This is a genomic window from Microbacterium esteraromaticum (genome assembly GCF_016907315.1).
GTDB lineage: Bacteria > Actinomycetota > Actinomycetes > Actinomycetales > Microbacteriaceae > Microbacterium > Microbacterium esteraromaticum.
On sequence record NZ_JAFBBS010000001.1, the window covers coordinates 2,572,133 to 2,585,300 of the forward strand.

Sequence of the window (13,168 nt, forward strand, 5' to 3'; positions counted from 1 at the left end):
TTCAGGCCCTGAACGCCCCGCTGCGGCTCGGAACGATCTCTTTGCCGAGCGGCATGAGTGAGACGGGAACGAGCTTGAAATCGGCGATCCCCATCGGGATGCCGATGATGGTGATGCACAGCGCGATACCCGAGAAGATGTGCCCGAGCGCGAGCCACCAGCCGGCGAGGATCACCCACACGACGTTGCCGAGAGCCGACCCGAGGCCGGCGGTCGACTTGTCGACGACCTGGCGCCCGAAGGGCCACAGCGAATACCCCGCGATGCGGAACGACGCGATCGCCCAAGGGATCGTGATGATCGGGATGCAGAGCACGATGCCCGCGACGATGTACCCGATGAACAGCCAGAATCCGGCGAAGATGACCCAGATGATGTTGAGGATCGTGCGCATGGCCCGATTCTGTCATCTCCGCCCTCGGTTCAGGCCATGAGTAGGCTCGGGGCATGAGCGGAGTGGTCGCGCAGGGGGTCAAGCGGTCGTTCGGGTCGGTGGATGCGGTGGTCGATGCCACATTCCACGCGACGCCGGGCCGGATCACGGGCTTGGTGGGCCCGAACGGGGCGGGGAAGACGACGTTGCTGCTGATGCTGGCATCGCTGCTCGCGCCGGACGCCGGGCGCATCAGCATCGAGGGGGTCGATCCCGTCGAGGATCCGGCCGCGGTGCGGCGGATGCTGGGCTGGATGCCCGACGCCCTAGGAGCGTGGCCGTCTCTGACGGCACGCGAGAGCATCGTGACGACCGCCAGGCTGCATGACATGTCGATGACGGATGCCAGGATGCGAGCCGATCAGCTGCTGGAACTGGTGGGCCTGGCCGACCATGCCGCGTCACCGGCACGGGTGCTGTCGCGCGGGCAGAAGCAGAAGCTGGGGCTTGCCCGCGCGCTGGTGCACCGGCCGCGCGTGCTGCTGCTCGACGAGCCGGCGTCGGGGCTCGATCCCGAGGCTCGGGTGCAGCTGCGCATCCTGCTGCGCGATCTCGCCGCTCAGGGGACCACGATACTCATCTCCAGCCATGTGCTGTCGGAGCTGGAAGAGGTCGTCGACGACACCGTGTTCCTCGTGGCGGGATCGGTCGTCGCGGGCGCGGCAGCCCCTGCCACCCGCACCTACCGCGTGCGGCTCGCCGCGCCTGATGCTCCGGCGGCGGTGGCGGACGCCCTGGGCATGTCGCGCGAGCTGGTCGGAGTCGACCGGGGCGACGCGCTGCTGGTGGTGGCCGACGAGGCCGCCGCCGTCGAGGCGCTGCGCGGCCTCGTGAACGCCGGACTGCCCGTGATCGAGTACGCGCCGGCGCAGAGCGCGCTCGAGGCGTCGTTCCTGGCGCTCAGGCATCCGAATCCGCCATCCGGGCACCCGGCGCCGCCTGCGGCGCCTCAGGAAGGAGGTGCGGCATGAGCGGCGCGCGCATCCTCACCATCGCGCGGCTCGAGCTGACGCAGCGGCTGCGCAGCGTGGGCTGGTACGTGCTTCTCGGCATCTTCACAGTGCTGATGCTGGGCATCACGGCACTGTCGTTCCTCGTGTTCTCGAGCAACGACCTGCCCGGCGCAGGCGTGTTCTCGATCATCGTCAACTTCGTGCTGCTGCTGGTCGTGCTCGTGTCGCCGACGCTGAGCGGGAACGCGATCAACGGAGATCGCGACGCCGCGACCCTCGCTCCGATCCAGGTGACCGCGGCGACCACGGGTGACATCATGCTCGGCAAGCTGCTTGCCGCAGTCGCGACCGGCTGCGCGTTCCTGCTCATCGCCGTGCCGTTCCTGGCCGTGGGGGTGTTCGGCGGGGGCGTGACACCGGGGATGTTCCTCGTCTCGCTGCTCGTGCTGCTGCTCGAGATCATCATCGTCGCCGCGATGGGGGTCGGGCTGAGCGGGCTCATCGCCAGGCCCCTGTTCTCGATCGCCGCCGCCTACCTCGTGGTCGCTGCACTGGTGATCGGCACTCTGATCGCGTTCGGGCTCGGGGGAGCGGCCGTTCGGACCCCGGTCACCCACTACGAGCGCGGTTGGGACGAATCGGGCGAGCCGGTGTGCGACTCGTGGGAGGAGTACACCTACGAGCAGCCGAGGTACGACTACGTGTGGGGCTTCCTCGCCGCCAACCCGTTCGTGGTCATGGCCGACGCGACACCGAGCGAGTTCGACGCAGACGGCTACCCTCGCGACATGTTCGGTCAGATCAGGTACGGCGTGCGGATGGCGCAGAAGGCCCCGGGCTTTGAGCGCTGGGACATCTGCGACGGCGGATACGACGCGCAGCCCTCGCCCGAGGAGCAGATGCGAGACACCGTGCCCAGCTGGTTCGTCGGCCTCGGCATCCAGCTCGTGATCGCGGGCGGCCTGTTCGCCGGCGGCTGGTCGCGCACGCGGACTCCGGCGCGTCGCCTGCCACCGGGCACCCGCATCGCCTGACCGAGACCGAGACGGGAGAGACGCTTCTCAGCGCATCCGCCGCACCCGGCGCCCGGAGATCGTCGTCGGCGTCAGGCGCAGCAGCAGCGACCGGTCGCCCTCCGCCCACGGCAGGCGGCTCGAGGCTCCCGGAAGTGATGCGAGGTGCTCTTCCGTGATGGTGTCGACCTCGCCGTTGAGCAGCACGCTCCACCCGGAGGCCGCGAGGTTGTCGTGATGGTCGATCTCGAAGGCCACGAGCACCCGGCTCGATGCCAGGGTGCTGAGCGGCCCGTCGGGCGCGGTGCGGATCACGATGCTGCGGTCGTCGAGAAGGAAGTTGACCGGGATGATGAGCACCCGGCCCTCCTGCACGAACCCGATCCGCCCCACGGTCGTCGTGCGCAGGAGCTCGAGGCACTCCTGCTCGTCAAGCTGCGTGATCATGTCGACACCCACCCTTCCGGTAGCTAAGAGAGTACCTCCCGGCCGGATGTCGGGCACCTGCCCGATGGATGTAACGTGTATCGGCGGCTGCACCCCGGCCGTTCTCTTCAGCGTCGAAAGGACCGCCCATGGATGCGGTGCGCATGCACGCCGCCTCGCCGGAGTCGAGGGCCATCGTCGACTCCGTGCTCGACTACTCGCGCCGACGGATGCTGTCTGACGACGTTCCCCTCGACAAGCCGCAATCGCCGGCCGAGCTGCGTCGCCTCGCCGGTCGCACCATCACCGACGATGGTCTCGGCGCGCAGCGCGCGCTCAGCGTGTTCGAGCACATCCTCGCCCCCGCCTGCCTCACCACGAGCCACCCGCTCTACCTGTCGTTCATCCCCACCGCTCCGACCATCGCGGCCATGGCCTTCGACCTGGTCGTCTCGGCATCCGGCCTGTACGGCGGCAGCTGGCTCGAGGGCGCGGGGGCGGTGCACGCCGAGAACGAGGTGCTCTCCTTCCTCGCCGGCGAGTTCGGTCTGCCGGACACCGCAGGGGGAGTGTTCGTCCAGGGCGGCACGATCGGCAACCTCTCGGCGCTCGTCGCGGCGCGCGAGACCGCACGCGAGAAGCTCGTCGCAGCCGGACGCCCCGCACCCGCGCGCTGGAAGATCGTCTGCAGCATCGAGGCGCACTCGTCGAACAAGTCGGCGGCGAAGGTGATGGACGCCGAGGTGGTGGCGGTCCCGGCGGGAGCCGATGGCGTGCTGCGCGCGGATGCCGTGCGAGCGGCCCTCGAAGAGCACGGCGACGCCGTGTGCGCCGTGGTGGCCACGGCCGGATCGACGAATTTCGGCATCGTCGACGACATCGCGGGGATCGCCGCCCTGAAGGACGAGTTCGACTTCTGGCTGCACATCGACGGCGCGTACGGGCTCACCGCGGCGCTGGCTCCCGAGGCGAAGCCGATCTTCGCCGGTGTCGAGCGCGCCGACTCACTGATCGTCGACCCGCACAAGTGGCTCTTCGCCCCGTTCGACTGCTGCGCTCTGATCTATCGAGACCCCGACGGCGGACGCCGCGCGCATACGCAGCACGCCGAGTATCTCGACACCCTCACCGACACCGAGGACTTCAGCCCGTCCGACTACTCCATCCAGCTCACGCGGCGCCCCCGAGGACTGCCGCTGTGGTTCTCGCTGGCCACCTACGGGGTGGAGGCGTACCGGCAGGCCGTGTCGGCGACCATCGCGCTGACGCACCGCATCGCCGAGGAGATCGACCGCCGCGACGGATTCACGCTCGTGCGCGATCCGCAGCTCTCAGTCGTGGTCTTCGAACGCGACGGATGGAGCCGCGCGGACTACGACCGCTGGTCTGCCGATCTGCTCGACGCGCAGCACGCGTTCGTCGTGCCGAGTTCGCACGCCGGGCGCCCGAACACCCGCTTCGCGATCCTCAATCCGCTGACGACGTTCGACGAGCTGGTGGCCATCCTCGACACCATGGGGTGATGCCTCAGCGCACCGTCGCCGGGAGGCCGGTGTCGGTCGTCGCGCCTAGACTCGAAGGGCCATGACCGACGCCCCTCTCATCGTCCCCGCACCCTCCGGCCCCCGTTCCTCCGACGGGCGCGACGAGCTGCTCGCAGGCCTCAACCCGCAGCAGCTCGAGGCCGTCACGCACCGCGGCAGCGCGCTGCTCATCGTCGCCGGCGCAGGCTCGGGCAAGACCAGCGTGCTCACCCGCCGGATCGCGCTTCTGCTGCGTCAGCGCGAGGCGTGGCCCAGCCAGATCCTCGCGATCACGTTCACGAACAAGGCAGCGGCCGAGATGCGCGAGCGCGTCGCCGGCCTGGTCGGCGACGTGTCGCGCGGCATGTGGATCTCGACCTTCCATTCGGCGTGCGTGCGCATCCTGCGGCGCGAGGCCGAGCAGTTCGGGTTCACGAAGTCGTTCACGATCTACGACTCGGGCGATTCCCGCGCGCTGCTCAAGCGGCTGGTGAAGGATCACGAGGCAGACGCCTTCGGCCTCACCCCTGGCTCGGTGCAATCGCGCATCTCCAAGCTCAAGAACGAGCTGACGGATGCCGAGGGCTTCGCGCGCCAGGCCAACCTCAGCGACCCTGCGGAGCGCAAGTTCGCCGACATCTTCACCGACTACCAGCGGGCGCTGCAGAAGGCGAACGCCTTCGACTTCGACGACCTCATCGGGCAGACCGTCTACCTGTTCCGCGCGTTCCCGCACGTCGCCGACGTCTACCGCCGCCGCTTCAGGCACATCCTCGTCGACGAGTACCAGGACACCAACCACGCGCAGTACGCGCTCATCCACGAGCTGACCCGTCCCGTCTCGGGCGCCGCACCCCAGAGCGATGCCTTCGAGATGAACGGCATGATGATCTTCGAGCCCGACCCGGCACCGGCATCCGACACCGGTCTCGAGGGGGCGTCGCTGACGGTGGTCGGCGACTCAGACCAGTCGATCTACGCGTTCCGCGGTGCCGACATCCGCAACATCAGCGAGTTCGAGCGCGACTTCCCCGGGGCGAAGGTCGTGCTGCTGGAGCAGAACTACCGCTCCACCCAGAACATCCTCTCGGCGGCGAACGCCGTGATCGGCAACAACTTCGACCGCAAGGCGAAGAACCTGTGGAGCGACCGCGGCGCAGGCGACAAGATCATCGGCTTCACCGGCTACTCGCAGCACGACGAGGCGCAGTTCGTCGCAGACGAGGTCGAGGCACTGCGCCGCACCGGCATCCCGTACTCCGAGATGGCCGTGTTCTACCGCACCAACTCGCAGTCGCGCGCGCTGGAGGAGATCTTCATCCGCGCGGCGGTGCCGTACAAGATCATGGGCGGCACGAAGTTCTACGAGCGCGCCGAGATCAAAGACGCGCTCGCCTACCTCGTCGCCGTGGCGAACCCGGCCGACGAGATGGCGGTGCGCCGCATCCTCAACAAGCCTCGCCGAGGCATCGGAGACGTGACAGAGACGTCGATCGCACGTTTCGCGGAAGAGAACGGGCTGAGCTTCCGCGATGCACTCCGCAACGCACCGCTGCTGGGGGTGGGACCGAAGATCCAGGCCGCGATCACCCAGCTCGACGCGGTGCTGAATGAGGCGGCTGAGATCCTCACGCCGTCGTCGGGCGAAGTGCCCCCGGCCACCTCGGTCGCAGAGGGGCTCACGGTGCTGCTCAACAAGAGCGGCTACTTCGACATGCTGCGAGCCAGCCGCGACCCGCAGGACGAGGCGCGGCTCGAGAACCTCGACGAGTTCGTCGCCGTCGCGCGTGACTTCGCGCGCAACAACCCCGACGGCGCGATCGCCGACTTCCTCACCGAGGTGGCGCTGGTGTCGGATGCCGATGACCTCGACGACGAGTCCGGCTCGGTGTCGATGATGACCATGCACACGGCCAAGGGCCTCGAGTACGACGCGGTGTTCGTGACGGGCGTCGAGGAGGACCTGATCCCGCACCGCATCTCGGCGGGCGAGCCGGGCGGGCCTCAGGAGGAGCGCCGGCTGTTCTACGTCGGCATCACCAGGGCGCGCAAGCGGCTGCACCTCTCGCTCGCCATGACCAGGGCGCAGTTCGGCGAGGTCACGGTCGCGATGCCCAGCCGGTTCCTGCAGGAGATCCCCGGCGACCTCATCGACTGGCGGCAGTCTCCGGGCGATGTGAACTCGCGTGGCGGTATGCAGTCGCGTGCGCTCAACGCCCGCCGAGCCGGCGGGTGGGGCGGCGGCTCCAGCGGCTCGGGCCAGGGGCGCGACCGCTTCAGCCCGCAGCCGTTGGGCCGCAGCGAGTCGCTCAAGCCGCTGTCGACCGCGATGGACCGCTTCCCGAACAAGGTCACCGGCAAGGTGCGCGACAACGGCGACCTCGAGCTCGCCGCCGGCGACCGCATCCGCCATGATGACTTCGGTGAGGGGCGCGTCGAGGCGGTGACAGGAGAGGGCGCGAAGCGCATCGCGCATGTGCGCTTCGACTCCGCGGGGCAGAAGAAGCTGCTGATCAAGATCGCGCCGATCACGAAGCTCTGACGACGCGCCCGCCGGCGCGGCACGGTCGACTCGTGCCGGTGTCGTGCGGTTAGGCTGACTCATATGGCCCTGTTCTCACGCCGTAAGAAGTCCGTCGACCAGCCGGTCGCCGAAGACGCATCCGCTGCAGAGACCGCATCCGTCACCGCCGACGAGTCCGCGACCCCGGAAGAAGCGGCGACCGAGACAGCGGCTGAGCCTGTTCCCGATGTGAGCATCTCTGTGCAGGCGTTCCGCGGCGTGGGTGCCGAAGCCGGTCCCGAGGTGAGTCTGCCTGCGGAGGGGGAGGCCGCCGCCACCCGGCCTGCACCGCCGAGCAGACCGCTGTCTCCTTCGGCGCAGGGTCTGCCCGGCGAGCAGCAGGGCGCGCCCGCAGATCAGCAGCCCGTGCCCCGCCTGCCCCTCGCGCCGGCGATGCCGCCGGAGCAGACGCACAGCGTCAACGGGCTCAACGACAACATCCTCCTGCGCGAGGCTCTGGCCGAGCTGCAGGAGGGCGCCACGAACGAGCAGCTGCTGGGCGTGCTGCGTCAGTCGCTGCAGGGGCATCTCTATCTGCGGGTGCACGGCGATGCGCGCGAGCAGATCAGCTCGGGCAAGCCGCTGTCGGTCGGCGTGATCCGCGACGGCGACCGCTCGTTCATGCTCGCCTACAGCTCGGGCCGTGCGCTGCAGAACTCGCTCCAGGGCGCTGAGGACGCCGCAGCCATGTCGGCCATCGCGCAGCCGACGACCTCGGTCTACCAGCAGGTGATCGCCGGCGGCTTCAACGGCATCATCGTCGACAACGGCTCCGCGCCGCATCGGGCGGTGTTCCCCACCGAGCTGCTGCAGAAGGCCATCGAGCAGGCCGACGAGCACATGGCGATCAAGACGGCGCTCGCCGCTCCCCGTGACGACCAGAGCGCGGTGCGCGTCGCCGAGGCGCTGGCCAAGACGCGCTGCTGGGTCGCCGTCAACGACGGATCGAACGGACAGCCCGTCGGCATCGCCGAGGCACACGCCACCGACGGTCGGCGGTTCCTGCAGGTGTTCTCGCACCCGCTGGAGGTCGTCGCCCTCGGTCGCAAGGACTCGCCGGTGCCGTTCGAGCCCGAGCAGCTCGCGAGAATCCTCGGCGAGCACTCCGAGATCGCGGGCGTACTGGTCGACATCGCCGGCCCGTCGATCGCGATCGAGCGCGATGCACTGAGCGCGGTGCTGGTGCTCGGAATCGAGATCGGCGACGAGTGATGCTCGCGCGGCAGCCTGCCTGTCGGAGTTCTCGGATCAGATGCTCCACGAGCGGCACGTCGTGGCGCGCCACGCCGTGCGACGATCGTTCGGTCTGAGGCCTCCGACCGAACAGGTCGCAAGCCCCTGTGCTGTGCGCGCCGCACGCCCTAGGGTCGGAGCATGGCCTCTCAACGAGTGAAGCTGACCGTGCAGGATCCCGACGGCGAACGCGTCGTCGACCTCTCGAGCCCGAACAAGGTGGTCTGGCCCACGGACGACGGCAAGGGGATCACCAAGGCCGAGTACGCGGACTACGTGCAGCAGGTGGCGGGTGCGTTTCTGACATCCACCGGCCACCGTCCGGTATCGCTCGAGCGCTTCCGGGACGGCATCGAGGGCGAGCAGTTCTTCTCGAAGAATCCGCCCAAGGGCACTCCCGACTACGTCGAGTCCGTCATGTGCACCTACAACAGCGGGCGGCGCCACCCGCAGATCGTGCTCACCCGCCCGAGCGCGATCGTCTGGGCGGTGCAGATGAACACCGTGGTGTTCCACCCCTGGGCATCCCTCGCCTCGAACACCGACAACCCGGTCGAGTTGCGCATCGACCTCGATCCGCAACCCGGCACCGGCATCGAGCAGGCCGTGCCGGCCGCGATCGAGCTGCGCCAGGTGCTTCGTGAGGCCGGCCTCGATCCGTTCATCAAGACCAGCGGCAACCGCGGACTGCACGTGTTCAGTCCGATCGTGCCGGAGTGGGAGTTCCTCACCGTGCGTCACGCGGTGATCGCCGCAGGACGCGAGCTCGAGCGGCGGATGCCCGATCGCGTCACCACCAGCTGGTGGAAGGAGGAACGAGGAGAGCGGATCTTCGTCGACTTCAACCAGGCCAACCGCGATCGCACGATCGCCGGTGCGTACAGCCCTCGTGCGAAACCCAACGCGCCGGTCTCGACGCCCATCCACTGGGAGGAGCTCGACGACATCGATCCGACCCGGTTCACGGTGCGCACCGTGCCCGCCCGCCTCGCCGAGATCGGCGACCCGTGGGCACCCATGCAGGATTCGCCCGGGCGCATCGACACGCTGCTCGAATGGTGGGACCGTGACGTCGAGAACGGCCTCGGAGAGCTGCCGTTCCCGCCGGAGTTCCCCAAGATGCCCGGTGAACCGCCGCGCGTGCAACCCAGCAAGAAGGTGGCCGGCAACTGGGATGAGAACGGCGAGCGGATCGACGACTGACGCCGTCGTCCGAGCTACTGCAGCACGTCGGCCAGGTCGTAACCCGCGACGGTCTCGAGCTGGTCGTAGGTGCACGATCGGGCATCCCTATCCGGCCGCCAGCGGTCGAACTGCGCGGTGTGCCGGAAGCGGTCGCCCTCGAGCTGGTCGTAGCGCACCTCGAGAACCCGCTCGGGGCGCAGCCTCACGAAGGTCATGTCCTTCGAGCCGGTGAAGCGAGACCTCTCGCTCTCGCCGGTCACGGCATCGCCCGCCTCGTCCCGCACGACGAGCGGAGCGAGGTCGTCGACGAGCTGCCGGCGCATGGCGTCGGTCCATGCGGCGACGCCGCCGACCTGCCGCAGGTTCCCCGCGTCGTCGTAGAGGCCCACCAGCAGCGACCCGACGCCGGTGCCGCTCTTGTGCACGCGATAACCGAGCGCGACCACGTCGGCGCTGCGGGCGTGCTTGATCTTGATCAGCGTGCGCTTGCCCGGCGCATACGGGTCGTCGAGCGGCTTCGCGACGACGCCGTCGAGGCCGGCGCCCTCGAACTCCGAGAGCCAGCGCTGAGCGAGTGCGGGATCGTCGGTCGTGCGGGTGAGGTGCAGCGGATGCGGGGCATCCGCCAGCATCCGCTCGAGCCGGGCCCGGCGCTCGCGGAAGGGATGCTGCTGCAGATCTTCATCGCCTTCCGCGAGAAGATCGAAGGCGATGAACATCGCCGGGGTCTCAGCGGCGAGCTTCGCAACGCGGGAGGCCGCCGGATGGATGCGCTGGCTCAGCGCCTCCCAGTCGAGTCGCTGCGATCCGGCGGGCCCGGTGGCGACGACGATCTCGCCGTCGAGCAGACAGGGTCCTGGCAGGATCGCGGCGAGCTGCTCGACCAGTTCGGGGAAGTAGCGGGTGAGTGGTTTCGCTCCACGGGAGCCGATCTCGAGCATCTCGCCGTCCCAGGCGACGAGGCCCCGGAAGCCGTCCCACTTCGGCTCGTAGAGCATCGGCTTCCTGGACGGGTCGGGGATGGATGCCGCCGCCTTGGCGAGCATGGGAGCCGGGATCTCGTACATGTGCGCGGGTCCTCTCGGTTCGCGTCAGAAGAGGTCGTCGAGGGTGTGCGGAAGATGAGCGTCGCGGAGAGCGGTGCGGGCGGCGTGCCATCCGGCCATGCCGTTCACCCCTGGCCCGGGGGGAGTCGCGGCGGATGCCAGATACACCCCCTGCATGGGCGTGCGCCACGGTGCGCGGGAGAGCACCGGGCGCTTCGCGGCCTGCAGCATCGTGAACGCCCCGCCGAACACGTCGCCGCCGATCTCGCTCGCGTTGAGCATCTCGCGCGCCGATGCAGGCACCGAATGGCTGGCGAGCACGAGGTCGCGGAAACCAGGGGCGAAGCGCTCGACCTGGCGGGTGATGAGCTCGGTGGCGTCGATCTGCGATCCCGCGGGCACGTGGATGTACGTCCACAGCACGGCCTTGCCCGCGGGTGCGCGTGTGTCGTCGAGCACCGAGGGCTGCACGGCGAGCACGTACGGATGCTCGCTGACCGTGCCGCGGGCGACCGCGTTCTCGCTGGCCCACACCTCGTCGCGGGTGCCTCCGATGTGCACGGTGGGGGACTGCGCGACCACCGGGTTCGCCCAGGGGATCGGGCCGTCGAGCGCGAAGTCCACCTTGGCGGCTGCGGCACCGTAGCGGTAGTCGCGTACGGCCCGGGCATAGCCGGACGGCACATCGGGAAGCGTGAGCGCGAGCCGAGGCGACGTGTTGAGGACGAGCAGATCGCCGCGCGCCGGGTCACCCCAGTCGAGGCTGCTCAGGTCGTCGATCCGCTCGCCCGAGCGGATGTTTCCGCCGTGCGCCTCGATGTCGGCGATCATGGCATCGGCGATGCGCTGCGCACCGCCTCGGGGGTACATCCACCCGCCCGCGTGACCGTGGGCGACGAGCAGCAGGCCGGCGGCGGCGGAGCTCAGAGAAGGCATCCGGCTGTTCGCGTGCGCCATCACCCCCGCCAGCAGCGCCGCGCCTTCCTCGGTGCGCAGGGTGAGGCGGGCGAACGGCGTGCCCTGCTCGAGTATCCGCAGCGCGTAGCGCGCGGCGGCGATCGGGTGCTCGGGCATCCGGAACAGCTCGTTGCCTGTGAAATCCACGACCCCGTCGATGCTCTCCGCGAGCGGGCGCGCGAGTGAGAGCCAGGCGCGTTCGTCGGCGCCCAGCTCGCGGGCCGTGCGGTCGACGTCGCGCCAGGCGATGGCCGCGCGCCCGTCATCGAGCGGGTGCGCGTAGGAGATATCCGGCGTGATCCAGTCCACCCGCTCGGCGAGGCCGAACGCGCGGAAGAACGGCGAGCTGAGCGCGGCGGGATGAACGGCCGAGCAGACGTCGGAGATGAACCCGGGCAGAGGGCCGGGCACCGTGCGGACCCCGCCGCCGACCGTGTCGGCTCCTTCGACGACCTCGACCCGGTAGCCCGCCCGCGCGAGGCAGACCGCCGCGACGAGCCCGTTCGGTCCGCTGCCGATCACCGTCGCCCGTGCCATGCGCCCCAGTCTCGCACGCGCCGGGACGTCAGACAGGGGGCCTTGCGGATGAGAGAATGGATGTGATGAACGAAGTACAGGGTCCGACCCCCGCAGGAACCTCCCGACCGTATCGATCGCTGGCCGAAGCGCTGCGCGCGCACCGCATCCCCGCCGAGAATCACGAGTTCATCGGAGCGGTGACCGACGCCGTCGGCATCAGCAGCTTCATCGACCGCGGCCGGTACATCGAGGCCATCCGCCGCACGCCCGAGGCGCCGCTGCACATCGGCCGCACGTACATCAACGGCTTCGCGGAAGATGAGCAGATCACCGTCGGCGGTCGCGTGCTGCCGCTGCTGCCCAGCGAGGGGCGTGCCCCGTACTTCTACGTCAATCAGCCCAGCGGACTGCCCAGCGTCTCGGCGGCGAAGCGCCCGGCGCCCGGTGCGCGCAAGCCCGCGGCATCCCGTCCCGCTCCCGAACCGCGCGCGCCGAAGGCGACCAACCTCGCCGAGCGCGACTACGGCGTGTGCGACGTGTGCTTCATGGTGAAGAACGCGTCGGGCAAGTGCGGCTGCGACGAATGATCGTCGTGCGGGCTTAGGAGAGCTGAGCCTGCACCCGGCGCGAGATCTCGGCGATCGGCATCGACCGCGGGAAAACCGCCACCACCACGTCGTCCGCAGCGGCCTCCGCTGAATCCGGAAGCACTCCGTAGCGACGGCGCACGTCGTCGAGCGCGCTCTGCAGAACGCTCAGCTGAACCTTGTGCCCTCGCAGCAGCTGTCGCAGCACGTGATTGTGCACGGCCGTGATCAGCGCAGAGAAGCCGACCGCGTCGATGGGGGCGAGGCCAGGCAGCGAGTCGCGCAGGTACTGGTCGAACAGCCGCTCGTAACGGAACACCGTCACGATCTCGCGATCACGCAGCACGGGAACGTCGCGCACGATCTCGTACCGTCGGCGGGCGAGCTCGGGATCGCGGGCGAAGTGGGTGAACACGCGCTCGGATGCTTCGCAGACGGCGGCCCACGGGTCGTCGTGCGGCTCGGCGAGGAACGTGCGCAGCTCGTCGAGCAGCGCCTCGTGGTCGGTGAAGACGACATCCTCCTTGCCGCCGAACTGACGGAAGAAGGTCGACCGCGATACACCCGCGGCCTTCGCGATCTGCTCGACCGATGTCGCCTCGAACCCCTGTTCTGCGAACAGATCGATCGCGGCGGCGACGACGCCGGTGCGGAGCTCAGTCGGATGCTGCATAGGGGAGAGCCTAGACCCGCGGTCAGGGGGAGGCCGTCCACGGTAGTAGGCTTTGCA

12 protein-coding genes are annotated in these 13,168 nt (G+C 69.3%); 7 read left to right on the top strand and 5 right to left on the bottom strand.

The window, feature by feature from the left end; genetic code table 11:
* Window position 1: 1 nt before the first annotated feature.
* Window positions 2–394, bottom strand: a complete 393-nt coding sequence (locus JOE67_RS12280; RefSeq protein WP_204975831.1) for a YccF domain-containing protein — start codon at window positions 392–394, stop codon at window positions 2–4.
* 53 nt (window positions 395–447) lie between these two features.
* On the opposite strand from JOE67_RS12280, the gene JOE67_RS12285 reads away from it, so the two are divergent.
* Together JOE67_RS12285 and JOE67_RS12290 are read left to right on the top strand one after the other, a co-directional pair.
* Window positions 448–1,404, top strand: a complete 957-nt coding sequence (locus tag JOE67_RS12285; protein WP_204975832.1) for an ABC transporter ATP-binding protein — start codon at window positions 448–450, stop codon at window positions 1,402–1,404.
* Window positions 1,401–2,420 (top strand): ABC transporter permease, encoded by a 1,020-nt coding sequence (locus JOE67_RS12290; RefSeq protein WP_204975833.1) that lies wholly within the window; start codon window positions 1,401–1,403, stop codon window positions 2,418–2,420. The genes JOE67_RS12285 and JOE67_RS12290 overlap by 4 nt, the downstream gene beginning before the upstream one ends.
* A gap of 27 nt (window positions 2,421–2,447) precedes the next feature.
* Here JOE67_RS12290 and JOE67_RS12295 read toward each other — a convergent pair whose 3' ends face one another.
* Entirely contained in the window at window positions 2,448–2,846 is a 399-nt protein-coding gene (locus JOE67_RS12295) for a pyridoxamine 5'-phosphate oxidase family protein (protein ID WP_204975834.1), read from the bottom strand.
* Window positions 2,847–2,974: 128 nt separating this feature from the next.
* Here JOE67_RS12295 and JOE67_RS12300 point away from each other — a divergent pair, with 128 nt between their 5' ends.
* The 4 genes from JOE67_RS12300 (at window position 2,975) to ligD (ending at window position 9,347) form a co-directional block, all read left to right on the top strand.
* Entirely contained in the window at window positions 2,975–4,348 is a 1,374-nt protein-coding gene (locus tag JOE67_RS12300) for a pyridoxal phosphate-dependent decarboxylase family protein (protein WP_204975835.1), read from the top strand.
* 61 nt (window positions 4,349–4,409) lie between these two features.
* On the top strand, window positions 4,410–6,890 hold the full coding sequence (locus tag JOE67_RS12305; RefSeq protein WP_204975836.1) for an ATP-dependent helicase: 2,481 nt from the start codon (window positions 4,410–4,412) through the stop codon (window positions 6,888–6,890).
* Between the two features lie 63 nt (window positions 6,891–6,953).
* Entirely contained in the window at window positions 6,954–8,123 is a 1,170-nt protein-coding gene (locus JOE67_RS12310) for an SseB family protein (RefSeq protein WP_204975837.1), read from the top strand.
* Window positions 8,124–8,285: 162 nt separating this feature from the next.
* Window positions 8,286–9,347: a non-homologous end-joining DNA ligase gene (gene ligD, locus JOE67_RS12315; RefSeq protein WP_204975838.1), complete on the top strand. Its 1,062-nt coding sequence runs from the start codon at window positions 8,286–8,288 to the stop codon at window positions 9,345–9,347.
* Between the two features lie 14 nt (window positions 9,348–9,361).
* Here the strand turns inward: ligD and JOE67_RS12320 are convergent, their stop codons facing one another.
* Window positions 9,362–10,396 carry an ATP-dependent DNA ligase gene (locus tag JOE67_RS12320; RefSeq protein ID WP_204975839.1) on the bottom strand — a complete coding sequence of 345 codons (1,035 nt, stop codon included), beginning with the start codon at window positions 10,394–10,396 and terminating at the stop codon, window positions 9,362–9,364.
* Between the two features lie 24 nt (window positions 10,397–10,420).
* Window positions 10,421–11,869: a phytoene desaturase family protein gene (locus JOE67_RS12325; protein WP_204975840.1), complete on the bottom strand. Its 1,449-nt coding sequence runs from the start codon at window positions 11,867–11,869 to the stop codon at window positions 10,421–10,423.
* Window positions 11,870–11,934: 65 nt separating this feature from the next.
* Here JOE67_RS12325 and JOE67_RS12330 point away from each other — a divergent pair, with 65 nt between their 5' ends.
* A complete protein-coding gene (locus JOE67_RS12330; RefSeq protein WP_204975841.1) occupies window positions 11,935–12,438 on the top strand; it encodes a hypothetical protein in 504 nt (167 codons plus the stop codon).
* Window positions 12,439–12,451: 13 nt separating this feature from the next.
* On the opposite strand, the gene JOE67_RS12335 is transcribed toward JOE67_RS12330, so the two are convergent.
* Window positions 12,452–13,111, bottom strand: coding sequence for a TetR/AcrR family transcriptional regulator (locus JOE67_RS12335; protein ID WP_204975842.1), 660 nt, complete (start codon window positions 13,109–13,111; stop codon window positions 12,452–12,454).
* Between the last annotated feature and the right edge of the window lie 57 nt (window positions 13,112–13,168).

What these genes read in the sequence shown, in the direction of transcription:
- JOE67_RS12280 (WP_204975831.1), bottom strand. Translation starts at nt 394, where the DNA reads ATGCGCACGATCCTCAACATCATCTGGGTCATCTTCGCCGGATTCTGG.
- JOE67_RS12320 (WP_204975839.1), bottom strand. Translation starts at nt 10,396, where the DNA reads ATGTACGAGATCCCGGCTCCCATGCTCGCCAAGGCGGCGGCATCCATC.
- JOE67_RS12290 (WP_204975833.1), top strand. Translation starts at nt 1,401, where the DNA reads ATGAGCGGCGCGCGCATCCTCACCATCGCGCGGCTCGAGCTGACGCAG.
- JOE67_RS12325 (WP_204975840.1), bottom strand. Translation starts at nt 11,869, where the DNA reads ATGGCACGGGCGACGGTGATCGGCAGCGGACCGAACGGGCTCGTCGCG.
- ligD (WP_204975838.1), top strand. Translation starts at nt 8,286, where the DNA reads ATGGCCTCTCAACGAGTGAAGCTGACCGTGCAGGATCCCGACGGCGAA.
- JOE67_RS12300 (WP_204975835.1), top strand. Translation starts at nt 2,975, where the DNA reads ATGGATGCGGTGCGCATGCACGCCGCCTCGCCGGAGTCGAGGGCCATC.
- JOE67_RS12285 (WP_204975832.1), top strand. Translation starts at nt 448, where the DNA reads ATGAGCGGAGTGGTCGCGCAGGGGGTCAAGCGGTCGTTCGGGTCGGTG.
- JOE67_RS12335 (WP_204975842.1), bottom strand. Translation starts at nt 13,111, where the DNA reads ATGCAGCATCCGACTGAGCTCCGCACCGGCGTCGTCGCCGCCGCGATC.
- JOE67_RS12305 (WP_204975836.1), top strand. Translation starts at nt 4,410, where the DNA reads ATGACCGACGCCCCTCTCATCGTCCCCGCACCCTCCGGCCCCCGTTCC.
- JOE67_RS12295 (WP_204975834.1), bottom strand. Translation starts at nt 2,846, where the DNA reads ATGATCACGCAGCTTGACGAGCAGGAGTGCCTCGAGCTCCTGCGCACG.
- JOE67_RS12310 (WP_204975837.1), top strand. Translation starts at nt 6,954, where the DNA reads ATGGCCCTGTTCTCACGCCGTAAGAAGTCCGTCGACCAGCCGGTCGCC.
- JOE67_RS12330 (WP_204975841.1), top strand. Translation starts at nt 11,935, where the DNA reads ATGAACGAAGTACAGGGTCCGACCCCCGCAGGAACCTCCCGACCGTAT.